The following is a 24782-nucleotide window of genomic DNA, read 5'->3' on the forward strand; positions in this document are numbered from 1 at the left end:
ACGACGCTTACGCGACGCGTGCCGTCGGCTCCACACCGGCTGCTTCGGCCAGCGCGAGCGCCTTGTCGGTCGCTTCCCACGAGAATTCCGGCTCTTCGCGGCCGAAGTGGCCGTAAGCCGCGGTCTTCTCGTAGATCGGGCGCAGCAGGTCGAGCATCTTGATGATGCCCTTCGGACGCAGGTCGAAATGCTCGCGCACGAGCTTCGTGATCACCGCATCCGACACGCGGCCCGTGCCGAACGTGTTGACCATCACCGAGGTCGGCTCGGCCACGCCGATCGCGTACGACACCTGGATCAGCGCGCGCGACGCGAGGCCGGCGGCAACGATGTTCTTCGCGACGTAGCGGCCGGCATAGGCAGCCGAGCGGTCGACCTTCGACGGATCCTTGCCCGAGAACGCGCCGCCGCCGTGCGGTGCGGCACCGCCGTACGTGTCGACGATGATCTTGCGGCCGGTCAGGCCGCAATCGCCCTGCGGGCCGCCGATCACGAACCGGCCGGTCGGGTTCACGAGGAACTTGATGTCACCCTTGATCAGGTCGGCGGGCAGCGTCGGCTTGATGATTTCCTCGATCACGGCTTCGCGCAGCGCGGGCAGTTCGATGTCCGGCGCGTGCTGCGTCGACAGCACGACGGTGTCGATCGAATCGGGCTTGCCGTCGACATAGCGGACCGTCACCTGCGACTTCGCGTCCGGACGCAGCCATTGCAGGCGACCGTCGCGGCGCAGGCTGGCCTGGCGCTCGACGAGGCGGTGCGACAGGTAGATCGGCAGCGGCATCAGTTCCGGCGTTTCGTCGCACGCATAGCCGAACATCAGGCCCTGGTCGCCCGCGCCTTGATCGAGGTTGTCGTCGTGTGCGCGATCGACGCCCTGCGCGATGTCCGGCGACTGCTTGTCGTACGCGACGAGCACCGCGCAACCCTTGTAGTCGATGCCGTAGTCGGTGTTGTCGTAGCCGATGCGCTTGATGGTGTCGCGCGCGATCTGGATGTAATCGATGTTGGCCGTCGTGGTGATTTCACCGGCCAGCACGACGAGACCCGTGTTGCACAGCGTTTCGGCCGCAACGCGGGAGTATTTGTCCTGCTCGAGGATGGCGTCGAGAATCGCGTCCGAGATTTGGTCCGCGACCTTGTCCGGATGGCCTTCGGAGACGGATTCGGACGTGAAGAGATAATCGTTTGCCACTTTTTCAGGCTCCTGTGTGGTTACGGTTGGTTTCACGTAGCCAGCTTCGTTGGGCCTGAAGCGGCGACGCTTTAGCGGATTACCAGGACCGGGCAGCGCGTGTCGCGCCAGCCGGCTTCGCCCCGCAAGTTGTCAGTTAACTCGGCGAAGCCCGTATTATAGCGGCTTTCCTGAATTGTCACAGAGCGCCGCCCGTGCTGCATCTTCCGCTGTCTTACCACCCTGTTCGCAACGTGCCGGCCAGCCGGCCCTACGGAGCTTCCGCATGCTAGGCCGCCTCGGCACGCACCTCGCCATCGGCTTGCTGAAGCTGCTCGCCCTGCTGCCGTACGGTCTCACCGCACGGTTCGGCGACGGCCTCGGCTGGCTGCTGTATCAGATCCCCAGCCGGCGAAAGCGCATCGTACATACGAATCTGAAACTCTGCTTCCCCGACTGGAGCGACGAGCGGCGCGAGGACGTGGCGGGCCGGCATTTCCGCCATGCGATCCGCAGCTACGTCGAGCGCAGCGTGCAGTGGTTCGGCTCGGAGAAAAAGCTCGCGAAACTGATCCAGGTCGACAGCGCGGTCGATCTCACCGATCCCGACCTGCCGCCGACGCTGTTCCTCGGCCTGCACTTCGTCGGCATCGAAGCCGGTTCGATCTGGCTCAACCGGTCGCTGCAGCGCCGCTGCGGATCGCTGTACCAGCCGTTCTCGAACGCGGTGCTCGAGGAAGAGGCGAAGAAGGCGCGCGGGCGCTTCGACGCCGAGATGGTCGGCCGCGCGGACAGCGCGCGCGTCGTGCTGCGCTGGCTGCGCGACCGCAAGCCAGTGATGCTCGGCGCCGACATGGACTACGGGCTGCGCAATTCGACGTTCGTGCCGTTCTTCGGCGTGCCGGCCTGCACACTGACGGCCGTCGGCCGGCTCGCGAAGACGGGCCGCGCGCAGGTCGTGCCGTTCATCGGCGAGGTGCTGCCGAACTACAAGGGCTACCGTCTGAAGGTATTCAAGCCGTGGGATCACTACCCGACCGGCGACGACGATCTCGACGCGCGGCGAATGAACGAATTCCTCGAGGAACAGATTCCGCTGATGCCCGAGCAGTATTACTGGGTGCACAAGCGCTTCAAGACGCGGCCGCCCGGCGAGCCGAGCCTCTACTGAGCAGCATCGGCCTGCGGGCGCACGGTCATGCGCGCGTCCGCACTCTGGTTACCTTCGGGACGCCTTTCGCGCGTGCCTGCCACAGATCGTAGGCGGATTGCCGCGCGAGCCACAGATCCGCACGGCCGCCATTCTCCTCGCCGAGCCATGCCTCGAGGCGCAGCGCCATTTCCGGCGAGATTCCTGCATGGCCGTGCAGGATGCGCGACAGCGCCGCGCGCGTGACGCCAAGTTGCGCGGCAGCCTCCGTGACAGTCAGGCCCAGCGCCGGTAGCACGTCCTCGCGCAGCACTTCGCCCGGATGCGGTGGATTGAAGATGCGAGTCATGGCTTGAATCACCTCGATGGTAGTCCTGGTAATCGACCAGGACGGCATCGGCTCCGTCGAAGCTGAACGTCAAACGCCAGTTGCTGCTCACGCTCGCCGCGTAATGGCCGTCCAGCCCTCGGGCCAGGCCGTGAAAGCGCCAGCCCGGCACGTTCATGTCGAGCGGCCGGCTCGCAGCGTCGAGACGTGCGAGCTGGCGCCGTAACCTCGGGGCATGGCCGGGCCGGATGCCCGCCTTGTTCCCGCTCGTAAAAAAACGCTTCCAGCCCCTTGTGCTGCCACGACTTGATCATGGATCTCCCACATTCGAGTCGCGATGCCGACAGCATGGCCCATGCGTATAGCCACACTATACGAATCGCTCGATTGCGCTCTCAATTCGACCTGTACGAAAGTGCGCGTCCCGCCCGTCCGCTGTTTTCGCCGAGCCTTGCGCCCGCCGCGACAGGTTCGCCACACCGCATCAATTTGCCCACCCGCCTCGCATGCGACCAGTCGACCGATCGGCAGATACCGCGCCCTGCCCGCCTTCGTCCGCGGTACAAACCGGTCGCCCACGCAGGACGCCCCTGTCGGCTGCATGTATCATTTGCGGTTGAGATCAGCACGACGAACGAGGCCGCCCCGGCGCGGCCACCGGCCGGCCGTGCCGACCGCCTTGTTCGCCATGGAATTCCGGACCCAGTGAAACTCTCGTTCACCAAGATGCACGGCGCGGGTAACGACTTCGTCGTGCTCGACGGCTATTCGCGCGCGCTGCCGCCGCTCACCGATGCGCAGGTGCGCGCGCTCGCCAACCGCCACTTCGGCATCGGCGCCGATCAGTTGCTGCTGGTCGAGAAACCGACCGTCGACGGCGCGGATTTCAAGTACCGGATCTTCAATTGCGACGGCGGCGAGGTCGAGCACTGCGGCAACGGCGCGCGCTGTTTCGTGAAGTTCGTCAGCGACCGCGGCCTGACCGACAAGCGCAGCGTGCGCGTGCAGGTCATGAAGGGCCTGATCACGCTGACGATGCAGGACAACGGCGAAGTCGTCGTCGACATGGGTGCGCCCGTGTTCGCGCCGGCGCAGGTGCCGTTCGATGCATCGGGCCTCGACGGCCGGACCGACGGCAACGACACGCTGTGGCCGCTCGACGTCGGCGGCGCGACGCGCTGGATCTCGACGGTGTCGATGGGCAACCCGCACGCGGTGCAGGTCGTCGACGACGCCGAAGCGTATCCCGTGCTGGAAGAAGGCCCGCTGATCGAGCGCCATGCGCGCTTCCCGCAGCGCGTGAACGCCGGTTTCATGCAGATCGTGTCGCGCCGCGAAGTGAAGCTGCGCGTGTATGAACGCGGCGCGGGCGAGACGCTCGCGTGCGGCACCGGCGCGTGCGCGGCGGTCGCGGCCGGCATCCGGCGCGGCCTGCTCGATTCGCCCGTGACCGTGCACACGCACGGCGGCACGCTGACGATCGGTTGGGACGGCGCGCGCGACGAAGCCGCCGCGCTGACGATGGCCGGCCCTGCCGCGACCGTGTTCGAAGGCGAGATCGACCTGATCGCCTGACCCTGCAACGTCCTTGATAACTGAACGCTCCAGCCACATGAACGATCGCGAAGTCGCCGACTACCTGCTCGCCAATCCCGAATTCTTCGCGCAGCACGCCGAGCTGCTCGCGACGATCCGTCTCGCGAACCCGCACGGCAAGGCCGCGATCTCGCTGCAGGAGCGGCAGATGGAGATGCTGCGCGACAAGAACAAGCACCTCGAACGCCGGCTCGCCGAGCTCGTGCGCTACGGGCACGAGAACGACAGCCTGTCCGCGAAGTTCAGCCGCTGGACCGCGCGCGTGATCGCGGAGCGCGATCCGTACGCGCTGCCGCGCACGATCGCCGACGGCATCGCCGACGTGTTCGACGTGCCGCAAACGGCGCTGCGCGTGTGGGATGTGGCCGACACCTACGCGCAAGCCGACTTCGCACGCCAGGTCGGCGAGGAAGTGCGCCTGTTCACGAACGGCCTGTCGACGCCGTACTGCGGCGCGAACACGGGCTTCGAGGCCGCCCAGTGGCTCGCGCCCGCGCTCGCCGCCCCGGCCGCGAGCGCGGCGGAAGGCGCCGAGGCCGCGCCGGCCGGCGACGGCTCGGCCGCGTCGGTCGCGCTGCTCGCGCTGCGCCCGCCGCTCGCCGGCAACGACGCGCCCGCGTTCGGCCTGCTGGTGCTCGGTTCGCCCGATCCGCGCCGCTTCCACGACGGGATGGCCACCGACTTCCTCGCGCAGATCGCGACGCTCGCGAGCGCCGCGCTCACGCGCCTGCTGCCGCACTGATTCGCCGCACGCGATGACCGACGATCCGATCGCCGCCTACCTGTCGAACCTGCAGCACGTCAGGCAGTTGTCGGAACACACGCTGCGCGGGTACGCGCACGAACTCGACGAACTGAAGAAGCTCGCGGCCGGCCGGCCGCTCGAAGCATTGACTGCCGCCGACATGCGCGGCGCGGTCGTGCGCGCGCACGCGGCCGGGCTGTCCGCGCGCTCGATCTCGCACCGGCTTTCCGCATGGCGTGCGTTCTATCGCTGGTTCGCGCAGCGCATCGAGATGCCCGCGAATCCCGTGGCCGGGGTACGCGCGCCCAAACGCGAGAAATCGCTGCCCAAAGCGCTGTCGGTCGACGATGCGGTCGCACTCATGGATACGCCGCTGCCCGAAACGACCGAAGGCATCCGCGACCACGCGATCCTCGAGCTGTTCTATTCGTCGGGGCTGCGCCTCGCCGAACTGGTCGGGCTCGACGTCGGGTACGCGCAGGCCGACGGCTACCGCTCGGCCGGCTGGCTCGATCTCGCCGAAGCCGAAGTCACCGTGCGCGGCAAGGGCAACAAGGAGCGCAAGGTGCCGGTCGGCCGCAAGGCGATCGACGCGCTGAACGCGTGGCTCGCGGTGCGCGGCGAATTCGTGAAGCACGATCCGCATCCACTGTTCCTGTCGGTGCGTGGCAACCGGATGTCGCCGGGCGTCGTGCGCGAACGCGTGAAGCGCGCGGCGCTCGCCGCCGGCATCCCCGCCAACGTCCACCCGCACGTGCTGCGCCACTCGTTCGCGACGCACGTGCTGCAGTCGAGCGGCGACCTGCGTGCGGTGCAGGAACTGCTGGGCCACGCGAGCGTCGCCGCGACGCAGGTCTATACGTCGCTCGACTTCCAGCATCTCGCGAAGATTTACGACAGCGCGCATCCGCGCGCGAAGAAGCGCGACTGACGCGCGTCCCGTGTTACCCGCCGCGCGCGGCGGCCGGCATCGGCCGGCGTCGCGCCCGGCCCATTTCGATCTCATCATGCAAACCGTCACCCTCAAGCCGTCCAAGGAAAAATCGCTGCTGCGCCGCCATCCGTGGATCTACGCCAATGCGATTGACCGCGTCGACGGCAAGCCCGCGCCCGGCGCGACCGTGCTCGTGCGCGCGCACGACGGCCGCTTTCTCGCGCGCGGTGCGTACAGCCCGCAGTCGCAGATCCGCGTGCGGGTGTGGAGCTTCGACGAGAGCGAGCCGATCGATCACGCGTTCTTCAAGCGCCGCGTGCAGCGCGCGGTTGCGCACCGCACGACGATGGTGTCGGGCACGGGCGCGGTGCGGCTCGTGTTCGGCGAGGCCGACGGGCTGCCGGGGCTGATCGTCGACTACTACATCGCGGACACGGCCGAGCCGGGCGCCGCGCCGCGCGGCCAGCTCGTGTGTCAGTTCATGGCGGCCGGCGTCGAAGCGTGGAAGGACGCGATCGTCGCGGCGCTCGTCGGCGCGACCGGCTGCCCGAACGTGTACGAGCGCTCGGACGTGTCGATCCGCGACAAGGAAGGGCTCGAGCAGACGACTGGCGTGCTGGCCGGCGACGCGCCGCCCGCGACGCTGATCGCGAACGAAAACGGCGTGCGCTATCACGTCGACGTGCCGAACGGCCACAAGACGGGCTTCTACGTCGACCAGCGCGACAACCGCGCGCTCGTCGCGCAGTACGCGGCCGGCCGCGACGTGCTGAACTGCTTCTGCTACACCGGCGGCTTCTCACTCGCGGCGCTCAAGGGCGGCGCGAAACGCGTCGTGTCGATCGACTCGTCGGGCGACGCGCTCGCGCTCGCGCAGCAGAACGTCGTGGCCAACGGCTTCGACGCCGAACGCGCGACCTGGCTCGACGCCGATGCGTTCAAGACGCTGCGCCGCCTCGTCGACGAAGGCGAGCGTTTCGACCTGGTCGTGCTCGATCCGCCGAAGTTCGCGCCGACCCGCGACAGCGTCGATCGCGCGGCGCGCGCGTACAAGGACATCAACCTGAGCGGCTTCAGGCTGCTGCGCCCGGGCGGCCTGCTGTTCACGTACTCGTGCTCGGGCGCGATCGACATGGACCTGTTCCAGAAGATCGTCGCGGGCGCGGCCGCCGACGCGAAGGTCGACGCGCGCATCCTGAAGCGGCTCGGCGCGGGCGTCGACCATCCGTTGCTCGCCGCGTTCCCGGAGGGCGAATATCTGAAGGGCCTGCTGTTGCAAATCGTCTGATCGCCCCGATCTAGCGCGGACAACCGCGCCCACCCGCCGTTGGCGGCACAGTGCTTTCGCCTGTCGTCCGGACGACGGGCGGGGGCTTGACAGGTATGTTTCAATGGATGGTTGTGCGCCCCGGCTCGCAGCGCGAGGGCGCGACGCACATCCTGGTTTTGACCCCGATTCACGAACCACAGGCGACCGACATGGCCACTCCCGTCACCATCCTTACCGGCTTCCTCGGCAGCGGCAAGACGACGCTGCTCAAGCGCATCCTGAACGAACAGCACGGCATGAAGATCGCCGTGATCGAGAACGAGTTCGGCGAAGAGAACATCGACAACGAAATCCTCGTGCAGGATTCGAACGAGCAGATCATCCAGATGAGCAACGGCTGCATCTGCTGCACGATCCGCGGCGACCTTGCCCGCGCGCTCGGCGATCTGGCCGCGAAAAAGCGCGAAGGCAAGCTCGACTTCGACCGCATCGTGATCGAGACGACCGGCCTCGCGAACCCGGGCCCCGTCGCGCAGACGTTCTTCATCGACAGCGAAATCGCCGACGATTTCCTGCTCGATGCCGTCATCACGCTGGTCGACGCGAAGCACGCGAACGCGCAGCTCGACGAACACGAAGTGGTGCAGCGCCAGGTCGGTTTCGCCGACCGCCTGTTCATCACGAAGTCGGACCTGGTCGACGACCAGACCGTCGCCGGCCTCAAGCACCGCCTGATGCACATGAACCCGAAGGCCGCGATCAAGATCGTCAATTTCGGCGAAGCGGACATCAAGGAAATCTTCGACCTGCGCGGCTTCAACCTGAACGCGAAGCTCGAGATCGATCCCGATTTCCTCGCCGAGGACGATCACGCGCACGCCCACCACGATCACGACCATGATCACGATCACGCCGGTTGCGACCACGATCACGGCCAATGCGCGCACGATCACGGCCATGGCCATGGCCATGGCCATGGCCACCACGATCACCACCACGCGCACCATGACGACAAGATCAAGTCGTTCGTGTACCGCAACGACCGCCCGTTCGACCCGAACAAGCTGGAAGACTTCCTCGGCGGCATCCTGCAGATCTACGGCGAGCGGATGCTGCGCTACAAGGGCGTGCTGTACATGAAGGGCGTCGACCGCAAGGTCGTGTTCCAGGGCGTGCACCAGATGATGGGCAGCGATCTCGCGGCCAAGTGGCTGCCGGCCGAGAAGAAGACCAACAAGATGGTGTTCATCGGCGTCGACCTGCCGCAGGACCTGATTACCGACGGCCTCGACGCCTGCCTCGCCTGACCCGCGCGGGCGCCTGCCGCCCCCGCTGCCCGGCCGCCTTCGCAGGCGGCCGCGGCAGTCGCGCGGCGCCTTTTCCGGGCAGGGTTTCGTCGTCATCGCTTTTTCGCGATTTGCGCGTTATATTTTCTAGATATTGGCGTGGCCGACGGGGATCGACCCGATACGGCGCCCGCTTGCGATTCAGTTACAATACGTGCCCGCTGGAGTACGGCAACAAACAGGCCCGGTTCTTGCTGAACCAGTTATCCGGGCATCGCAACCGCGCCGGATCGCCCATCCGCCTCCCGGCCGCGGCCGATGCGATCTGCCGCGCAGCACACCGGTTCGCAGCGCGCGCAAATCAGCGCCAGGCCTATCCTGGTATTTGAGAACCGGTTTCCAGAGGCTTTCGGCCCCGCGGCGGCAAATCGCAAATGATTGCAAGCGCGGTTGCGGGTAATCCCAAAGTGCAGGCACTATCTCTTGATTTGCCGCACATTGAAGAAGCAAGCAGATGACGAAGAAACTCTTGACCGAAGCCGAAATCCTGAAGATGAGCGACAAGGATTACATGAATGAGGATCAGCTCGCCTTCTTCAAAAATCGGCTCGAACAGTTGCAGGCGGACATCCTCAAGAATGCAGGCCAGACGACCGAGAACCTGCGCGAGACGGTGATCGTCCCCGATCCCGCCGACCGCGCGACGATCGAGGAGGAGCACGCGCTCGAGCTGCGTACGCGCGATCGCGAACGCAAGCTCCTCAAGAAGGTTCAGCAGTCGCTCGCCCGCATCGATTCCGGCGATTACGGCTGGTGTGAGGAAACCGGCGAGCCGATCGGCATTCCGCGCCTGCTCGCGCGTCCGACCGCCACGCTGTCGCTCGAGGCGCAGGAGCGCCGCGAGTTGCGCCAGAAGCTGTTCGGCGACTGATCGAGCGGCATTCCGCTCAGACACGCTGCTTCCCGGAAGCGCGCGGCCTGCCGCGCGCTTTTTGTTTTTCCGGCGCCGGCTCCCGGCCGCCGGCCGATTTGCCTCCCCCTCTTGATATCCCGGCGCCCGCCCTAAAATGAAACGAATGTGCGCCGGGCCGCTTCCCGGCGCACCGCGGATTCACGCGGCGGCCCCTCGCGCCGCCCGACTCTTCCCCGTTTTTCTCAAGGAACGCAGATGGAGCAATTTCACGGCACGACCATCGTTTCGGTCCGGCGCGGCGACAAGGTCGCGCTCGGCGGCGACGGCCAGGTAACCCTCGGCAACATCGTCATGAAGGGTGGCGCGCGGAAAGTGCGGCGGATCTACAACAACCAGGTTCTGGTCGGATTCGCGGGCGGCACCGCCGATGCGTTCTCGCTGCTCGACCGCTTCGAGGCGAAGCTCGAGAAGCACCAGGGCAATCTCACCCGCGCGGCCGTCGAGCTCGCGAAGGACTGGCGCACCGACCGGATGCTGCGCCGCCTCGAGGCGATGCTGATCACGGCCGATGCGACCACCACGCTCGTGATCACCGGCAACGGCGACGTGCTCGACCCGGAAGGCGGGATTTGCGCGATCGGCTCGGGCGGCGCGTACGCGCAGGCGGCGGCCCGCGCGCTCGCCGAGAACACCGAGCTGTCGCCGCGCGAGATCGTCGAGAAATCGCTCGAGATCGCCGGCGACATGTGCATCTACACGAACCACAACCGCATCATCGAAACGATCGAGTAAGGACCGCACCATGAGCACCATGACCCCTGCCGAGATCGTCTCGGAACTCGACAAGCACATCATCGGCCAGGCGAAGGCGAAGAAGGCCGTCGCCGTCGCGCTGCGCAACCGCTGGCGCCGCCAGCAGGTCGCCGACCCGCTGCGCCAGGAAATCACCCCGAAGAACATCCTGATGATCGGGCCGACGGGCGTCGGCAAGACCGAAATCGCGCGCCGCCTCGCGAAGCTCGCCGATGCGCCGTTCATCAAGATCGAAGCGACCAAGTTCACCGAAGTCGGCTACGTCGGCCGCGACGTCGACAGCATCGTGCGCGACCTGATCGAGATCTCGGTCAAGCAGACGCGCGAATCCGAAATGCGCAAGGTGCGCAGCAAGGCGACCGACCAGGCCGAAGACCGCATCCTCGACATCCTGCTGCCGCAACCGCGCGCGGTGGGCTTCGGCGGCAATGCCGAGCACGCGAACGACGACAACAACGCGACGCGCCAGACCTTCCGCAAGCGCCTGCGCGAAGGCCAGCTCGACGACAAGGAAGTCGAGCTCGACCTCGAACAACCGACCGTCGGCATGGACATCATGGCGCCGCCGGGGATGGAAGAGATGACCGAGCAGATCCGCTCGATGTTCTCGAACCTCGGCAGCGGCAAGAAGCAGCGCCGCAAGGTGAAGATCAAGGAAGCGCTGAAGCTGCTGACCGACGAGGAAGCGGCGAAGATGCTGAACGAAGAGGAAGTGAAGACGAAGGCCGTGCAGAACGTCGAGCAGAACGGCATCGTGTTCCTCGACGAGATCGACAAGATCACGTCGCGCAACAACGAAGGCAGCGGCGGCGAAGTGTCGCGCCAGGGCGTGCAGCGCGATCTGCTGCCGCTCGTCGAGGGCACGACGGTCAACACGAAGTACGGGATGGTGAAGACCGATCACATCCTGTTCATCGCGAGCGGCGCATTCCACCTCGCGAAGCCGAGCGACCTGATTCCCGAACTGCAGGGGCGCTTCCCGATCCGCGTCGAGCTCGATTCGCTGTCGGTCGAAGACTTCGAGGCGATCCTCGATGCGACCGACGCGAGCCTCGTCAAGCAGTACCAGGCGCTGCTCGCCACCGAGGACGTGCAGCTCGAATTCGCCGACGACGGTATCCGGCGCCTCGCCGAGATCGCGTTCGCGGTCAACGAGAAAACCGAGAACATCGGCGCGCGCCGGCTGTACACGGTGATCGAGAAGCTGCTCGAGGAAGTGTCGTTCTCGGCCGGCAACCACGCCGGCGAGCGCGTGACGATCGACGCGCAGTACGTCGACCGCGCGCTCGGCGAAGTGTCGCAGGACGAAGACCTGTCGCGCTACGTGCTGTAACGCGCGCGGCGGTGAAAGCGAAACGGGCGGCCCGCGGGCCGCCCGTTTTCGTTGGCGCGCCGGTTCGATGGGGCGACGGGCAACCGTGCGGCGGCAGCCGCGCACGGCCTGCCCGCATCGGGCAGCGCGCCCGCCGCGCCGCTTACTGCCGAACCGGCTTCTTCGCGAGCTTGCGCTGCAGCGTGCGGCGGTGCATGTTCAGCGCCCGCGCGGTCGCCGAAATGTTGTTGTTGTTCTCGGCCAGCACGCGCTGGATGTGCTCCCATTCGAGCCGGTCGACCGACAGCACGACCGGATTCTCGAGCGCCTCGTCGGCCTGCACTTCGGTCGCGTTGGTCTGCAGCGCGGCCAGGATCGACTCGACGTTCGCCGGCTTCGCGAGGTAGTTGTCGGCACCCTCCTTCACGGCCTGCACGGCGGTCGCGATGCTCGCGTAGCCGGTCAGCACCAGGATCCGCGCATCGGGCTGCAGATCGCACAACGGCGCGATCAGGCTCAGCCCCGAATCCTCGCCGAGATGCAGGTCGACGGTGATGAACTGGAACTTGCCGCCCGCGGCGAGCCGAAGCGCCGCCTCCTTGTCGTGCGCCTGCTGGACCGCGTAACCGCGGCGCTCGAGGCCGCGCGCGAGCGTGCCCGCGAACACCTCGTTGTCGTCGATCACCAGGAAATTGTTCTCGCTCATGGGGTTTCTCCGTCTACGTGTTGGTTGAAGCAGCCGGCATCGCGACACGCGCGACCGGCAGGCGCAGCACGGCCCGCGTGCCGCGCCCGGCCGCGGCGCCGGCCGGTCGGCCGTCCGGCGTGCCGGCTGGCCGTTCGGCCGCACGGGCACCCGTGCGTTGTCCCGATGCGGCCGCCGCGTGGCCGTTCGCCGCACCTGCGGCCCGCCCGTTGCCGCCGGCCGCACGCGGCGCGACATCGGACAGTTCGATCTCGCCGCCCAGCCGCGCGGCCGCACTGAACGCGAGATACAGGCCGACGCCGTGCCCGCCCTGCGTGCTGTCGACCGGCATCGCGCCGAGCGATTCGCGCAGCGCGGCCGGAATGCCGGGCCCGTCGTCGCATACCTCGAATTCGATTTCGTCGGTCGCACGGTCGTGCGCGACCTTTGCGGCGAGTGTCACGCGCTGCGGGCTCGCGCGCGCGGCGTTGTCGAGCAGGATCGTCAGGATCTGGCCAGCCGCGACCGTATCGTCGAGCGCGACGCCCGACGGGCGCGCGCCGAGCAGTTCGAACTGCACGTGCGGATGCCGCAGGCGCCAGTGCTCGACGAACGTGTCGAGCCAGTCGTCCACCGGCTGGCGGCTCGCCGGCGCACTCGCGCGGCTGCGCAAGCGCGCGAGCGCCGACGTGCAGAGCGTCATCTGTTCCTCGAGCACCTTCAGGTCGGCCTCGTAGCGCGCCAGCCCCGGATCGGCGCGCGCCGCGTCGCGCAATTCCTCGGCGAGCATCGCGATCGTCGACAGCGGCGTGCCCATTTCGTGCGCGACGGTGGCGGCCTGCACGCCGAGCGCGACGGCCCGCTCGTCGCGCAGCAGGTGCTGCTGCGCCTCGCCGAGCGCCGCGTCGCGCTGGCGCAGCGCATTCGACATGCGCGCGACGAACCACGCGATCAGCCCGACGCTGACCATGAAGTTCGCCCACATGCCGGTCCGGTAGTAATCGAACAGGTTCGCCGGGTTGTCCATGTTGAGCGGCACCGAATCGAAGCCGAGCGCCGCGTAGCACGCGACCGCGAACGCCGCGAGCCAGATCATCAGGTGCCACGGCAGCACGGCTGCCGCGATCGCGAGCGACGGCAGGTACAGCGACACGAACGGGTTGGTCGTGCCGCCCGACAGGAACAGCAGCGCGGACAGCGCGCCGAGGTCGACCCACAGCTGGCCGAGCAGCTCGAAATTGGTCTCGGGCCGCGCGCGCAGCACGCGCACCCAGGTCAGCGCGTTGAAAACGATTTCGAGCGCGATGACCATCAGCATCGCCGGCAACGGCAAATGCACGCCGAAATAGGTCTGCACGACGCCGATCGTCACGAGCTGGCCGATGATCGCGAGATTGCGCAGCCAGAACAGGTGACTGAGGTTGACGCGCCCGGTGGTGGTGATTCGTTGCATCCGGGCAGTTTACCCGTTTAGCGCCCGGCGCCTCCAGCGGGGCCGGATCCGCGCGTGCGAACGGGCGAGCCGCGTCAACCGGCCGCGCCGGCCATGCGCTGCGCGATTTCGTCGGCCAGGCACTCGGGGCATCGGCACCGCGCACCGGCCGCGGGCGGCGTGCCGTCGGGCAGCAGCGGCATCGACGCGCACCAGCAGTCGAACGGCTGCGTGTGCGCGCCGCAGTCGAAGCCGCGCCCGCAGTGCGGGCAGCGCGCACGGCGCGGGACGGAACGGGCGTCGGCGGCGGAATCGGTCATGGCGCAATCGCGAAAGCGGGCGGGACATCGCCCCACGCGACAAGCATAGCGCGGCGGCTGAATTTTGCACGCCGGCCGCCCGGCCGCGGTCGGCCGCCAACGCACGCGCGCCCGCCCGCCGGTGCCACCCGCGCGACGGCGCCCCGAATCGTGCCGCGCCATAGCCGGCGGGCCGCCGCGTGCGATGCCGCGCCGCGCCGCCGGCGTTCCGGCCGGCCCAAAAACCCGATGCTGCGCTGCGCCACTCCTGTACAATTCGCCCTGTTTCAACCGTTCCCAGCCAGAGCCGCCGCCATGTCCGAGCCCATCGACCTCTCGCAGATCGCCCCCACGCTGAAAGCAGAAATCCTCGCGGAGGCGCTGCCGTACATCCGTCGCTACCACGGCAAGACCGTGGTCATCAAATACGGCGGCAACGCGATGACGGAAGAGCGGCTCAAGCAGGGCTTCGCGCGCGACGTGATCCTGCTGAAGCTGGTCGGCATCAACCCGGTGATCGTCCACGGCGGCGGTCCGCAGATCGATCACGCGCTGAAGAAGATCGGCAAGGCCGGCACCTTCATCCAGGGCATGCGCGTGACCGACGAAGAGACGATGGAAGTCGTCGAATGGGTGCTCGGCGGCGAAGTGCAGCAGGACATCGTGATGCTGATCAACCACTTCGGCGGCCACGCGGTGGGGCTGACGGGCAAGGACGGCGGCCTGATCCACGCGCGCAAGCTGCTGATGCCGGACCGCGACAACCCGGGCCAGTACATCGACATCGGCCAGGTCGGCGAAGTCGAGGCGATCAACCCGGCCGTCGTGAAGGCGCTGCAGGACGATGCGTTCATCCCGGTGATCTCGCCGATCGGCCTCGGTCAGGACGGCCTCTCGTACAACATCAACGCAGACCTCGTCGCCGGCAAGCTCGCGACCGTGCTGAACGCCGAGAAGCTGCTGATGATGACCAACATCCCGGGCGTGATGGACAAGGACGGCAACCTGCTGACCGATCTGTCCGCACGCGAGATCGACGCCCTGTTCGAGGACGGCACGATTTCGGGCGGCATGCTGCCGAAGATCTCGTCGGCGCTCGACGCCGCGAAGAGCGGCGTGAAGTCGGTGCACATCGTCGACGGCCGGATCGAGCATTCGGTGCTGCTGGAGATCCTGACCGAGCAGCCGTTCGGCACGATGATCCGCTCGCATTGAGCGCGCGCCGCCCGCCTGCCGGCCCCGCTCTGCCGGCCCCGCTGCGGCGCCGGCGCATCTCTCGCAGCCGGCCGCGCGCCGGCGCACCCGTCTGGCTGTTCGATCTCGACAACACGCTGCACCATGCGTCGCACGCGATCTTTCCCGAGATCAACCGTGCGATGACGCAATACATCGTCGACGCGCTGCAGGTCGGGCGCGCCGAAGCCGACCGCCTGCGCAACGGCTACACCGAGCGCTACGGCGCCGCGCTGCTCGGCCTGACCCGCCATCACCCGATCGACCCGCACGACTTCCTGCGCGTGGTCCACACGTTTTCCGACCTGCCCGCGATGGTGCGCGCCGAGCGCGGCCTCGCGCGCATCGTCGCCGCGCTGCCGGGTCGCAAGCTGGTGCTGACCAACGCGCCGGAGAACTACGCGCGCGCGGTGCTGCGCGAGCTGCGCATCGAGCGGCTGTTCGAGCGCGTGATCGCGATCGAGCACATGCGCGACCGACGTGCGTGGCGCGCGAAACCCGACCATGCGATGCTGCGCCGGATACTGCGCGCCGCGCATGCGCGCGCGGCCGACGCGATCCTGGTCGAAGATACCCGCAGCCATCTGAAGCACTACAAGCGTCTCGGCATCGGCACGGTATGGATCACGGGGCACCTGCCCGGCCATCTGCCGGCAACCGGACGCCCTCATTATGTCGACCAGCGCATTCGTTCGTTAAAATCGCTGCGACTGGGCACACGATCGGGGCGACAAAAATGCAGCCGACTTACCCGCAGGACCAAGCCGTAACGGAAAGCCACGCCACACCGTCCCGCCCGCGCCCGAAGCCGGGCGAGCGCCGCGTCATGATCCTGCAGACGCTCGCGACCATGCTCGAGGCCCCGAAACCCGAGAAAATCACGACGGCCGCGCTCGCGGCCCGGCTCGACGTGTCGGAAGCCGCGCTGTACCGGCATTTCGCGAGCAAGGCGAAGATGTACGAAGGGCTGATCGAGTTCATCGAGCAGGCACTGTTCGGGCTCGTCAACCAGATCGTCGCGAAGGAGCCGAACGGCGTGTTGCAGGCGCGCACGATCGCGCTGACGATGCTCAATTTCGCCACAAAGAACCCCGGGATGACGCGCGTGCTGACCGGCGAGGCGCTGGTCGGCGAGGACGAGCGCCTGACCGAACGCGTGAACCAGTTGCTCGACCGGATCGAGGCGACGGTCAAGCAATGCCTGCGGGTCGCGCGCACGGAAGCGGGCGCGCCCGACGGCGCGGCGCCGTTCGTGCTGCCGGCCGATTACGATCCGGCCGCGCGCGCGAGCCTGCTCGTCAGCTACGTGATCGGCCGGTGGCATCGCTTCGCGAAGGGCGGATTTCAGAAACCGCCGAGCGAACAGGCCGATGCGCATTTGCGGCTGATCCTCCAGTGACCGCCATCTGACGCGCACACACCGGCGCCGCTCGCGATCCGCCGCTGCTCCGGCCACATCGCAATTCGAACTTGTCCAATTTCGCGCTTCTCCCAATCACGCCAATTTCCACTGGCTCGGAATACAAACGGGAGTGAACGGCGTGAATCGCGGGTTTTCGGCGTTGCGTCGCCACCACGTCCCCGGCCGGACGGCGGCAACGGACAGGTCGGTGGCGCGCACGGGCGGCACGAATCCGTTCATGGCCGAATCGGTCTGCCGACGCTCCGATATGCCGACCAGTGCCGGCGCGTCGCGACGATCGCCCGACAGGACCGCCAAACGCATCATCCTTCACGCAGCCAGCGAACGAGCATCCCTGCCGACGCATAGCCGCGCAACGTCGCCGCATACCCGTCGAACCGATACGCGACTTCGCTGACGCGATTGTTGTAGTAATCGCTCTCCGCGATCAGCACGTCGAGCAACGAGCGCCGCCCGAGTTGATGCCATTGATCGAAAAACGCGCTGCGCACGCGATCCGACTCCGCCGTCAGATCGTGATACTGGTCTGCGCGCGCTTCGAATGCACGCGCGTCCTGATCGGCGCTGCGGACCTGATACTCGAGATCCAGCCGAGTCTGTTCAACGTCGTGCCATCCTGCCAACGCCCGGTATGCGGCTGCGTCGGCCTCCGCCGTCGCCGCACCGCCGGTGAACGCGTTCCAGCGCAGCGTGAGCATCGTTTGCCATGGCATCCGGCGTCCCAGCGCGTCGCGCCCGGTACTCGTACTGACGACCCAGTCGAGTTGCGGGCGGGACGATGCCCGCACGGCGTCTCGGTTCAGGTCGGCGGCGGCGGCTTCCGCGCGTGCCTGCTGAATGCGCGGACTCTCGTCGAGCGCCGACATCAGCCGCTCGAGCCTGCCGGGTTGCAACGGCCAGCTCGCGGCCGCCGGAATCGGTACCGGCCGTTCGCCCACCAGCTTGCGCAGGTTCAATTGGGCATCGCGATATCTGGCGAGTGCGGTGTCGCGGCTCGCCTGTGCCTGCAGCAGTCGGGCCTTCGCCTGCGTCAGTTCGCTGCCGCGGCCACGATCGACTGCGACTATTTCGTCGAGCATGTTCACGAGCTGCGTCATGCGGTCGACGAACTGCTGGCTCAGCATCGCGATATTGCGTTGCTTCGCGAGTTCCACGAGCGTGCTCGACACCTGATAGGCGGAATCCTCCATCTGCAGGACGTAGCGCTCCTGATTCGCACTGGCACGCTCGCGGCGGCTACCGATCAGCTTGTCGGTGCGCCCCCAGTCGAACAGCGTCGTCGTGAGATCGGCATTGACCGAGTTGCCCGGATCGTAGCCGATGCCCGCATTCGAGCCGAACTGCGCCGAACGCGTTCGCCCGCTCAATTGCAATTGCGGCCAGCGCGCACCCTTCGCCTGGTCGACGTCCGATTGCGCAGCCTGATATTCCGCGTAAAGCCGCCGCACCTGCGGGCTCGTGTCGATAGCCGCCTCGGCGGCCGCGTACAGGAGCCGCCTCACATCGGCCTCGGTCGCGAACGATCGCTCGGACAATACGCTCCGGTCGCCGGATTCGCCCGGTAGCGCGGGGGCCGGTTGCGTCGGCTCCGCCCCGGGATCGACGCGTGCCGACTGAAGAGCGGCCGCGGGCCGCACGATGCCGGTCACGGCAGCGTCGCTCGCGGCTGCGAACACGAAGGCCGGCACGGCTGCAAGGAGTGCGGCCGACAGCGATGCGAACGGATGCGCCAGACGCACCCGGCGCCCGAAATTCCGATGACTCATGCTCAGCGCTCCCGGAAAGCCTCGCGGGCCTTGAAGATCGGTTTCAGCAGATAGTCGAGCACCGTCTTCTCGCCGGTCCGGACATCGACCGTCGCCTGCATCCCCGGCAGGATCGGCAGCCGCTTGCCCGCCACCTCAAGCGCGTTCGCGTCCGTCTCGACCATCAGCCGGTAATACGTTGCATCGGGGCGGCCCGCGGCGGCCCGCTGCTCGTCTTTCACCGCATCCGGCCCGACGCTGACGACGTGCCCCGAAAGCCCGCCGTAGATTGCGAAATCGTATGCGCTGACCTTCACGAGCACCGGCAAGCCTGGATGCAGGAATGCAATGTCGGAAGGCTTGATGCGTGCCTCGATCAGCAGCCTGTCGTCAGCCGGCGCGATCTCCATGATGTGCTCGCCCGGCTGCACGACGGCACCACGCGTGTGGACCCGTATGTTCTTCACGACGCCGCGCATCGGTGCGACGACATCCGTCCGATCGAGCACGTCGGCACGGCCGACGAGCGACTCGCTCGCCTGGGCGAGCTCCGGCTCGAGCCGCGCCAGCTCCGTGCCGGCATCCGACCGGTAGCGATTCCGGCGCTCGACGATCTGCGCGTCGAGCTCCGCGGCCTGCCGCTGCATGCGCAGGATTTCAACCTCCGAGATCAGCCCTTTCGAGGCCAGCGGCGCGGACATTGCCACCTCGCGCGACACGAGCGCCCGGCTTTGCCGCAACGCGGCGATCCCTTCGTCGAGCAAGCGCCGGCGCGCCAGATAGGCCGCCGTTTCCTGCCGGACGAGTTCCGGTTCGCGCGTCACCTCGTCGGGAAACGCGAGCGGCGTACCGTATGCTTCGGCACGCAATCGCGCGAGCGTCGCCTTCAGACCGAGTTCTTTCGACCGCAGCTCACGATAGCTGGAAGCCGCCCGCGTCGGATCGATCTTGGCAAGCAGTTGCCCTTTCTCGACGAGCTCGCCTTCGCGCACGGCAACCTCCTCGACGATTCCGCCTTCCAGGCTCTGTATCACCTGCTCGCGGCTCTGCGATACGACGGTCGCCTCGCCGCGCGTGACCTCCTCGACGCGCGCGAAACCGGCCCATGCGAGTCCCACGCATAACACGGCGGCCACGACATACAGCACGCTTTGCGCGCCGACGGACGACCGCACGAGCAGCGCTTCGCGGATGTCGTCCATGAATGCGGCATCCTGCACGAGCAGCTTCGGTTGCCGCTCGCGCCGTCGGAATATCGATCGAAAGTTCATCGCTCCGCCTCCATCGCCGGAGTGGCCGATGCGTCGTCGGCCGCGCCTCCGGACGCGGACGGTCGCGGCGTGACGGTCATCCGTCCTGCCGGCGCCTGCGCCACCGGCTCCGCGGACGCGCGCTCGGCCGATGACGTCTCGCCCGACAGCGCCGCGAGCACGTGTGCCTTCGGCCCATCCATCACGATCCTGCCCTGATCGACGATCACGATGCGATCGACGAGCGCGAGCAACGGCGCCCGGTGCGTGACGACGACGAGTGCCTGGCCTGCCGTCGCCCGCCGCAGGTGTTCGATGAACAACGCCTCCGTCTGCGTGTCCATTGCGCTCGTCGGCTCGTCCAGCAGCAACACGCGCGGTCGCGCAATCAGGCTGCGCGCGAGCGCGACGAGCTGCCGCTGGCCGCCCGACAGCTCGCTGCCGTTTTCGCCGACCGGAAGATTGATGCCGAGCGGGTGACGCGCCACCAGCGCGTCGAGCCCGGTCAGCCTCAATGCTTCCAGCAGGATGTCGACGGTCGCGTCGGGGCGGCCGATCGTCAGGTTCTCGCGCAGCGTGCCGTGGAACAGACGGCTGTCCTGAGCCACGTAGCCGAACGTTTTCCGCCAGTCGGCCGGTGCGATCTGCTCGCCGTCGAGACCGTCCGCGAGCAGCTTGCCCTCGGTGGGCCGGTACAGGCGCGCGAACAATCGCAGCAGCGTCGATTTGCCGCTACCGATCCGGCCGAGGATCGCGATGCGCTCGCCGGCCTGAATCTCGATCGAAACGCCGGTCAACACCGGGGCGCTCTGCTGCATCGGCGGCGCCGGATAAGCGAACGACGCATTGTCGAGCTTCAGGTGACCGGTCAGCGGCGGGCGCGCGAGATATTCCCGTGCCGGATCGTGGTCGACCGGCATCGCCATCAGCTCGTCGAGCGAATTCAGCGCGGCCTTCGCCTGCTGAAAGCGCAGTGCGAGCCCCATGACCATGCCAAGCGGCGCGGTCGCGCGGCCGGCCAGCATGACCGCACCGATCAAGGCGCCTTGCGTGAGCTCGCCCGCGCCGATCAGGTAGACGCCCGCGATCACGATCACCACGGTCTGCATCTGCTGCAGGAACGCAACGGCGCTCGTCGCCATGCTGGAGAGCTGTCGCGACTTCATCGACGATGCGGCAGCCTTCGCGCTGAAGGTATCCCAGCGATGACGCATCGCGCCTTCCCCGCCGACCGCCTTGAGCGTCTCCAGCCCTTCGATCGATTCGATCAGCACACCTTGCTTGAGCGACGCTTCGCGCAGGTTCTCGCGCATCGCGCGTGCGAGCGGCCATTGCACGGCCACGCCAATGCCGATGATGATCGGGATCATCAACAGCGGAATCCAGCCGAGCGGGCCGGCGACGGCGAAGATCACGCCGACGAACAACAGCACGAAAGGCAGGTCCGACACCGCGGACAGCGTGGCCGACGTCGCGAAATCGCGCACCGACTCGAATTCGCGCAGCCGATGCGCGAACGAGCCGGCCGAGGCCGGCCGCCGCTCCAGCCGGATCGCCAATGCCTGACGAAACAGCAGGCTGCCGAGCACGAGATCGGCCTTCTTGCCGGCCGTGTCGAGCACATGCGCACGCACGTGACGCGAGACGGCTTCGAGCAGCATCGCCAGCGCGACGCCGATCGCCAGCGACCACAGCGTCACGTAGGCCTGATTCGGCACGACGCGGTCGTATACGTTCATCGTGAAGAACACGCTCGCGAGGCCGAGCACGTTGATCAGGAATGCGCCGAGGGCCGCGCTCGCGTAGTAGCTGCGGTAGCGCCACAGCGTGCGCAACAGCCAGTGCCCGGCCGGCTCGGGAAGCGGATCGCCGTCCCGGCCGTCGGTTTTCGCGATCGGCTTGACGAGGAGCGCGTATCCCGAATACGAGCTCGAGATTTCTTCCTCGCGGCACTCGACAGGCTTCGCACCGAGCTCGGGCATCATCACCCGGAAAACGACGCGCGCGCTTCCCGGTTCGGTCCGATCGACACGGCGGCCAAGCAACACGCATGCACCGCCATCCCGTCGCAGCAGCACGATCGGCATGAGCGCGTCGGGCAGCAGCGACAGTTTGCGTTCGACCAGCGTCGCGGTCAGCCCGGCTTGAGTGAGCAACTCGAGTGCAAGCGACGGCGTCAGACACGCGGACATCGCGAGCCCGGCCGTCAACGCATCGCGCGTGCGGCCATGGCCGTAGTAGTCACAGATCCAGGATGCGGCATCCAGCAGACTGTCACGTTCGATCGTTTCGGGCAACACGGTATCGCTGCGCTGCTCGGTATCGCTATCAGTTGTTCGGGAGTTCATGAGGTCGGTCATTAAAGGGGCGGCCGGCAGGATGTCGCCGCGTTCGCATGGACCGGGTTGCCCGGACGATTCGCAACGCGCGATCGCGGCGGCGTTTCGGACCGCGCTCACGATGCGTTGCATCTCGGTGACGGCTATGCAGGCGAGGGAAATTGCATACGCTGTTCGTCACCACACCAGGCAATCGACACGGCGCCAGCGTCTTTATGTCGAAAGATCTCGACTGTACGGAAGGCCTAAGTGACGCGACATATGAAGAGTCCTAAAGTCGGATCAAAACCATTAGGACAAGATCGAAACGTCGAAATGACACAGGGGAGCGTCCACCGTGTCTCCGTGACTGGCGACACCGGTCGAATGCACCGCCAGGAGAAACGGCGGAGGTACGGCGACGAGCAAATCGGACAAGGATGCGCCGACAGGCGCGCATGACGGCGTTTGCGTCATGCGCGCCTGTCGATGCGAAGAGCGCTCAGACGAGCTGAGTCGTCACTGACGACTGCACCATCAACTCGACGTTCAGTGTCGCGTTCTCGTACACCACATAGGCACGGCCATGAATGGCCGCAAGACCCTGATTCGTCCAGTTGCCCACATCCAGGCCGGCCATACCGGAGAGTTCGATGCGATCACCTGCGTTGCCGTGCACCATCATCTGGGTATGGCCGTCGTTACGAAACAAATCCTTCTGACCGAGCGTCAGCACGTCGCTCATCGACAGCTTCAGCGTGTTGTCGCCCGTACCGGTTATATCGATGATCTCGATCGACGAAAGTTTGTCGGTTCCGCCAACGTTCACCAGTTTCGACAGATCCATCACCTGACCCGAGCCTGTAAGCTTCAGTGTGTCGATGCCGGCACCGCCGTGAACGCCCACCTCCGCCCCATCGAAATAACGAACATCGCCGACATTGAAGACATCGTCCCCGTGTCCGCCGGTATAGAAACCCGACAGCAAGACGACGTTCTGAATGTCGTGTACCGGCTCGACGCCAGTCGACAACGCATCGCTTGGACTAAGATCGAATTTGATATTTTCAAATCTGTTGGAAGTTCGAATCCAAGGGCGCTGGTTCCATTGCCACACCATCGCACCGCCTTCCTGTTGCCCCGTGCTTTCCAGCATAGAGTAATACCCGGTCGTGATGCTCATGCTGGAAAACGCCTTGCCGGCTGGCATTCTGAACGAGACATCCGCAATATTGTTGGGCATGGTAGGCACGTATTGAGTCGAAATTACTGACCCTTTGGCATCGTAAAAGATGACAGCCGTTCCGACTTCCACTCGCGTATAGCCATTACTAGACGTCGCTCCGGTTTGATCTCCGAACACCCTCATGCTAATACCGGTCGCCGAAAATCCGTCGAGCGATATGTTTACCCGCCCCATACATCCCAGCGTACTTTCTCCGGATGCGTTCTTACCGATGCTGGCAGCGCTCTGTGCGGCCGGTACGCCGGGAATGCCCGCCACTTCCAGAGTTGCGACGTCTGTAACCAACTTGCGGAAGGCGCCGCTCGGCTGATCGCCCACGTCGAACGATTTTCTCGCCTCCATTTTCGACCAGCGCCAATCCGACGAATTGCCGGCCTGATCGACCACTGCCGCGCATACCTTCATTTCGGCTTTCCAACCCGCACCCAGTGCAACCTTTACACTCGTGGGAACTGCCAGCGTCACGCTGCCGGACTTGATGTCTTGCGCCGTCAATTTGTAATCGATCGTATAGTCGCCCAATATGACCTTGACCGTATCGCCCGCCGCCCCGCCGGTCTTCGCAATTCCAACCTGGACAGTGCCCTTCGCGGCATCCAACATCAAACTCTCGGGCGCTCCCGGCGCTGTCATGTCGAGCGTCACATCATAAGATTTCTGCGTTCCCGCAATACCCTGACTATTCACTACCCGCGTGTCGATCGCCCAGTTTCCGGGATGCGCATTCGGGTCGATCACCACCCACGTACCATCAGACTTCGTCAACGCGTCTTGCCAAGTGCGTCCACCATCGGTCGACACCTGCACTTTCTCGCCCGCTGCCAGCGCCGCCGATACATGGCCGCTCAACAAGCGGCCCGCCGTGCCGTCGTTCGTCAGGCGATCGAAATTGAAACTGCCGCTATCCCGCCCCATGCTGTCCAGCAATGCCTGCGCCTGGGGCGTCGGCGGAGTGGGTGGAATCGGCGGCGCCACGGGCCCGATTACCACGTCGTAGCCCGCCGACGCCGCACTCGTGTTGCCCGCCGGATCCATCGCCGTCACCGTCATCGCATGCGTGCCGTTCGACAGCCCATACGGCAACTGGAACGTCCACGTCCCGTCGATTCCCGTCGTCGTCGTGCCCAGCACCTTCGCGCCGTCGTACACCGTCACCGTCGAGTAGGCTTCCGCGCGCCCCGACAACTGCGGCGCCGTGCCCTGCGTCGCCGCCTCGATCTTCGGCTGCGACGGCGGCGTCGTGTCCACCTGGATTCCGTATGACGTCGACGGCACGCTCATGCCCGCGTCGTTGCTCGCGCGCGCCGTCAGACGGTATTCACCGTCGCGCAGCGATTGAGACATCGCGAAACTCCACGTCCCGTTCGCCGCCACCACCGCCGTGCCGATTTCGCGACCGTCCACCAGCACATGAATGATCGAGCCTGCGGTGCCGCGCCCGCTCACCGACGGGCGCGAATCGTTCGTCAGGCCGCCTTTCGCGATGGCGCCCGTATAGGGCGGCATGTTGTCCATTACTGCATCGATCGTCGGCCGCGACGGCCGCGTCACTGCCTTGGCTGTTGTCATAGCCATTCCCGAATTAAATTAGTTGTATTGATCGCCTGATAGCGAAACTACACATCTAAAG

At 66.5% G+C, this 24782-nt stretch carries 22 protein-coding genes and 1 pseudogene; 12 read left to right on the top strand and 11 right to left on the bottom strand.

What is annotated here, in order from left to right; translation table 11 throughout:
* Positions 1-7: 7 nt before the first annotated feature.
* On the bottom strand, positions 8-1195 hold the full coding sequence (gene metK / locus WT24_RS07575; protein ID WP_006482984.1) for a methionine adenosyltransferase: 1188 nt from the start codon (positions 1193-1195) through the stop codon (positions 8-10).
* Between the two features lie 265 nt (positions 1196-1460).
* Between metK and lpxL the strand changes: the two genes are divergently transcribed.
* Positions 1461-2345, top strand: a complete 885-nt coding sequence (gene lpxL / locus WT24_RS07580) for a lauroyl acyltransferase LpxL (protein ID WP_059791056.1) — start codon at positions 1461-1463, stop codon at positions 2343-2345.
* A 25-nt stretch (positions 2346-2370) separates the two neighbouring features.
* On the opposite strand, the gene WT24_RS07585 is transcribed toward lpxL, so the two are convergent.
* Positions 2371-2673 carry a HigA family addiction module antitoxin gene (locus WT24_RS07585; RefSeq protein ID WP_060032310.1) on the bottom strand — a complete coding sequence of 101 codons (303 nt, stop codon included), beginning with the start codon at positions 2671-2673 and terminating at the stop codon, positions 2371-2373.
* Positions 2674-2689: 16 nt separating this feature from the next.
* Positions 2690-2966 (bottom strand): annotated as a pseudogene (locus tag WT24_RS32345) (type II toxin-antitoxin system RelE/ParE family toxin); the annotation flags it as partial.
* A 391-nt stretch (positions 2967-3357) separates the two neighbouring features.
* On the opposite strand from WT24_RS32345, the gene dapF reads away from it, so the two are divergent.
* The 8 genes from dapF to hslU all read left to right on the top strand — a co-directional run bounded on the left by dapF (position 3358) and on the right by hslU (position 11542).
* Entirely contained in the window at positions 3358-4227 is an 870-nt protein-coding gene (gene dapF / locus WT24_RS07590; RefSeq protein ID WP_060032314.1) for a diaminopimelate epimerase, read from the top strand.
* A 37-nt stretch (positions 4228-4264) separates the two neighbouring features.
* Positions 4265-4990, top strand: coding sequence for a DUF484 family protein (locus WT24_RS07595; protein WP_060032316.1), 726 nt, complete (start codon positions 4265-4267; stop codon positions 4988-4990).
* Positions 4991-5003: 13 nt separating this feature from the next.
* Positions 5004-5924 carry a tyrosine recombinase XerC gene (xerC, locus tag WT24_RS07600; protein ID WP_059500588.1) on the top strand — a complete coding sequence of 307 codons (921 nt, stop codon included), beginning with the start codon at positions 5004-5006 and terminating at the stop codon, positions 5922-5924.
* A gap of 76 nt (positions 5925-6000) precedes the next feature.
* Positions 6001-7215 carry a class I SAM-dependent rRNA methyltransferase gene (locus WT24_RS07605; protein WP_060032319.1) on the top strand — a complete coding sequence of 405 codons (1215 nt, stop codon included), beginning with the start codon at positions 6001-6003 and terminating at the stop codon, positions 7213-7215.
* 191 nt (positions 7216-7406) lie between these two features.
* Positions 7407-8504 (top strand): GTP-binding protein, encoded by a 1098-nt coding sequence (locus WT24_RS07610; RefSeq protein WP_060032342.1) that lies wholly within the window; start codon positions 7407-7409, stop codon positions 8502-8504.
* A 493-nt stretch (positions 8505-8997) separates the two neighbouring features.
* Positions 8998-9414: an RNA polymerase-binding protein DksA gene (gene dksA, locus WT24_RS07615; protein WP_006477498.1), complete on the top strand. Its 417-nt coding sequence runs from the start codon at positions 8998-9000 to the stop codon at positions 9412-9414.
* Between the two features lie 237 nt (positions 9415-9651).
* Complete coding sequence (gene hslV, locus WT24_RS07620) at positions 9652-10188, top strand: ATP-dependent protease subunit HslV (protein WP_006760749.1); 537 nt, start codon at positions 9652-9654, stop codon at positions 10186-10188.
* Between the two features lie 10 nt (positions 10189-10198).
* A complete protein-coding gene (gene hslU / locus WT24_RS07625) occupies positions 10199-11542 on the top strand; it encodes an ATP-dependent protease ATPase subunit HslU (RefSeq protein WP_059500585.1) in 1344 nt (447 codons plus the stop codon).
* A gap of 142 nt (positions 11543-11684) precedes the next feature.
* Here the strand turns inward: hslU and WT24_RS07630 are convergent, their stop codons facing one another.
* From WT24_RS07630 to WT24_RS07640, 3 genes are all read right to left on the bottom strand, one after another.
* Positions 11685-12227 (bottom strand): response regulator transcription factor, encoded by a 543-nt coding sequence (locus WT24_RS07630; RefSeq protein WP_021156278.1) that lies wholly within the window; start codon positions 12225-12227, stop codon positions 11685-11687.
* A 13-nt stretch (positions 12228-12240) separates the two neighbouring features.
* Complete coding sequence (locus tag WT24_RS07635; RefSeq protein ID WP_059500584.1) at positions 12241-13659, bottom strand: ATP-binding protein; 1419 nt, start codon at positions 13657-13659, stop codon at positions 12241-12243.
* A 74-nt stretch (positions 13660-13733) separates the two neighbouring features.
* Entirely contained in the window at positions 13734-13958 is a 225-nt protein-coding gene (locus tag WT24_RS07640; RefSeq protein ID WP_059791067.1) for a cysteine-rich CWC family protein, read from the bottom strand.
* Between the two features lie 294 nt (positions 13959-14252).
* Between WT24_RS07640 and argB the strand changes: the two genes are divergently transcribed.
* The 3 genes from argB to slmA are packed head-to-tail and all read left to right on the top strand — an operon-like array spanning position 14253 to position 16569.
* Positions 14253-15152, top strand: a complete 900-nt coding sequence (gene argB, locus WT24_RS07645; protein ID WP_027785735.1) for an acetylglutamate kinase — start codon at positions 14253-14255, stop codon at positions 15150-15152.
* Positions 15149-15940 carry a pyrimidine 5'-nucleotidase gene (locus tag WT24_RS07650; RefSeq protein ID WP_059791069.1) on the top strand — a complete coding sequence of 264 codons (792 nt, stop codon included), beginning with the start codon at positions 15149-15151 and terminating at the stop codon, positions 15938-15940. Before argB ends, WT24_RS07650 begins: the two co-directional genes overlap by 4 nt.
* Positions 15907-16569 carry a nucleoid occlusion factor SlmA gene (gene slmA / locus WT24_RS07655; protein ID WP_060032322.1) on the top strand — a complete coding sequence of 221 codons (663 nt, stop codon included), beginning with the start codon at positions 15907-15909 and terminating at the stop codon, positions 16567-16569. The genes WT24_RS07650 and slmA overlap by 34 nt, the downstream gene beginning before the upstream one ends.
* A 96-nt stretch (positions 16570-16665) precedes the next feature.
* Here the strand turns inward: slmA and WT24_RS07660 are convergent, their stop codons facing one another.
* The 5 genes from WT24_RS07660 to WT24_RS34220 form a co-directional block, all read right to left on the bottom strand.
* Positions 16666-16890 carry a hypothetical protein gene (locus tag WT24_RS07660; protein WP_156441765.1) on the bottom strand — a complete coding sequence of 75 codons (225 nt, stop codon included), beginning with the start codon at positions 16888-16890 and terminating at the stop codon, positions 16666-16668.
* 5 nt (positions 16891-16895) lie between these two features.
* Complete coding sequence (locus WT24_RS07665; RefSeq protein ID WP_060032328.1) at positions 16896-18359, bottom strand: TolC family protein; 1464 nt, start codon at positions 18357-18359, stop codon at positions 16896-16898.
* 2 nt (positions 18360-18361) lie between these two features.
* On the bottom strand, positions 18362-19609 hold the full coding sequence (locus tag WT24_RS07670; protein ID WP_060032331.1) for an HlyD family type I secretion periplasmic adaptor subunit: 1248 nt from the start codon (positions 19607-19609) through the stop codon (positions 18362-18364).
* Positions 19606-21936: a type I secretion system permease/ATPase gene (locus WT24_RS07675; protein WP_060032344.1), complete on the bottom strand. Its 2331-nt coding sequence runs from the start codon at positions 21934-21936 to the stop codon at positions 19606-19608. Before WT24_RS07675 ends, WT24_RS07670 begins: the two co-directional genes overlap by 4 nt.
* Positions 21937-22408: 472 nt before the next feature.
* Positions 22409-24721, bottom strand: coding sequence for an Ig-like domain-containing protein (locus WT24_RS34220; RefSeq protein ID WP_179949323.1), 2313 nt, complete (start codon positions 24719-24721; stop codon positions 22409-22411).
* Positions 24722-24782 lie beyond the last annotated feature (61 nt).

The organism is Burkholderia sp. MSMB1078WGS, from assembly GCF_001528895.1.
In the GTDB taxonomy this organism is placed as follows: Bacteria; Pseudomonadota; Gammaproteobacteria; order Burkholderiales; family Burkholderiaceae; genus Burkholderia.

Excerpts from the sequence above, each read along its gene's own strand:
- xerC (WP_059500588.1), top strand. The coding sequence starts at position 5,004 with ATGACCGACGATCCGATCGCCGCCTACCTGTCGAACCTGCAGCACGTC.
- WT24_RS07595 (WP_060032316.1), top strand. The coding sequence starts at position 4,265 with ATGAACGATCGCGAAGTCGCCGACTACCTGCTCGCCAATCCCGAATTC.
- WT24_RS07610 (WP_060032342.1), top strand. The coding sequence starts at position 7,407 with ATGGCCACTCCCGTCACCATCCTTACCGGCTTCCTCGGCAGCGGCAAG.
- WT24_RS34220 (WP_179949323.1), bottom strand. The coding sequence starts at position 24,721 with ATGACAACAGCCAAGGCAGTGACGCGGCCGTCGCGGCCGACGATCGAT.
- WT24_RS07585 (WP_060032310.1), bottom strand. The coding sequence starts at position 2,673 with ATGACTCGCATCTTCAATCCACCGCATCCGGGCGAAGTGCTGCGCGAG.
- hslV (WP_006760749.1), top strand. The coding sequence starts at position 9,652 with ATGGAGCAATTTCACGGCACGACCATCGTTTCGGTCCGGCGCGGCGAC.
- WT24_RS07605 (WP_060032319.1), top strand. The coding sequence starts at position 6,001 with ATGCAAACCGTCACCCTCAAGCCGTCCAAGGAAAAATCGCTGCTGCGC.
- hslU (WP_059500585.1), top strand. The coding sequence starts at position 10,199 with ATGAGCACCATGACCCCTGCCGAGATCGTCTCGGAACTCGACAAGCAC.
- WT24_RS07675 (WP_060032344.1), bottom strand. The coding sequence starts at position 21,936 with ATGAACTCCCGAACAACTGATAGCGATACCGAGCAGCGCAGCGATACC.
- dksA (WP_006477498.1), top strand. The coding sequence starts at position 8,998 with ATGACGAAGAAACTCTTGACCGAAGCCGAAATCCTGAAGATGAGCGAC.
- argB (WP_027785735.1), top strand. The coding sequence starts at position 14,253 with ATGTCCGAGCCCATCGACCTCTCGCAGATCGCCCCCACGCTGAAAGCA.
- WT24_RS07630 (WP_021156278.1), bottom strand. The coding sequence starts at position 12,227 with ATGAGCGAGAACAATTTCCTGGTGATCGACGACAACGAGGTGTTCGCG.
- slmA (WP_060032322.1), top strand. The coding sequence starts at position 15,907 with ATGCAGCCGACTTACCCGCAGGACCAAGCCGTAACGGAAAGCCACGCC.
- WT24_RS07665 (WP_060032328.1), bottom strand. The coding sequence starts at position 18,359 with ATGAGTCATCGGAATTTCGGGCGCCGGGTGCGTCTGGCGCATCCGTTC.
- WT24_RS07635 (WP_059500584.1), bottom strand. The coding sequence starts at position 13,659 with ATGCAACGAATCACCACCACCGGGCGCGTCAACCTCAGTCACCTGTTC.
- WT24_RS07640 (WP_059791067.1), bottom strand. The coding sequence starts at position 13,958 with ATGACCGATTCCGCCGCCGACGCCCGTTCCGTCCCGCGCCGTGCGCGC.
- lpxL (WP_059791056.1), top strand. The coding sequence starts at position 1,461 with ATGCTAGGCCGCCTCGGCACGCACCTCGCCATCGGCTTGCTGAAGCTG.
- WT24_RS07670 (WP_060032331.1), bottom strand. The coding sequence starts at position 19,609 with ATGAACTTTCGATCGATATTCCGACGGCGCGAGCGGCAACCGAAGCTG.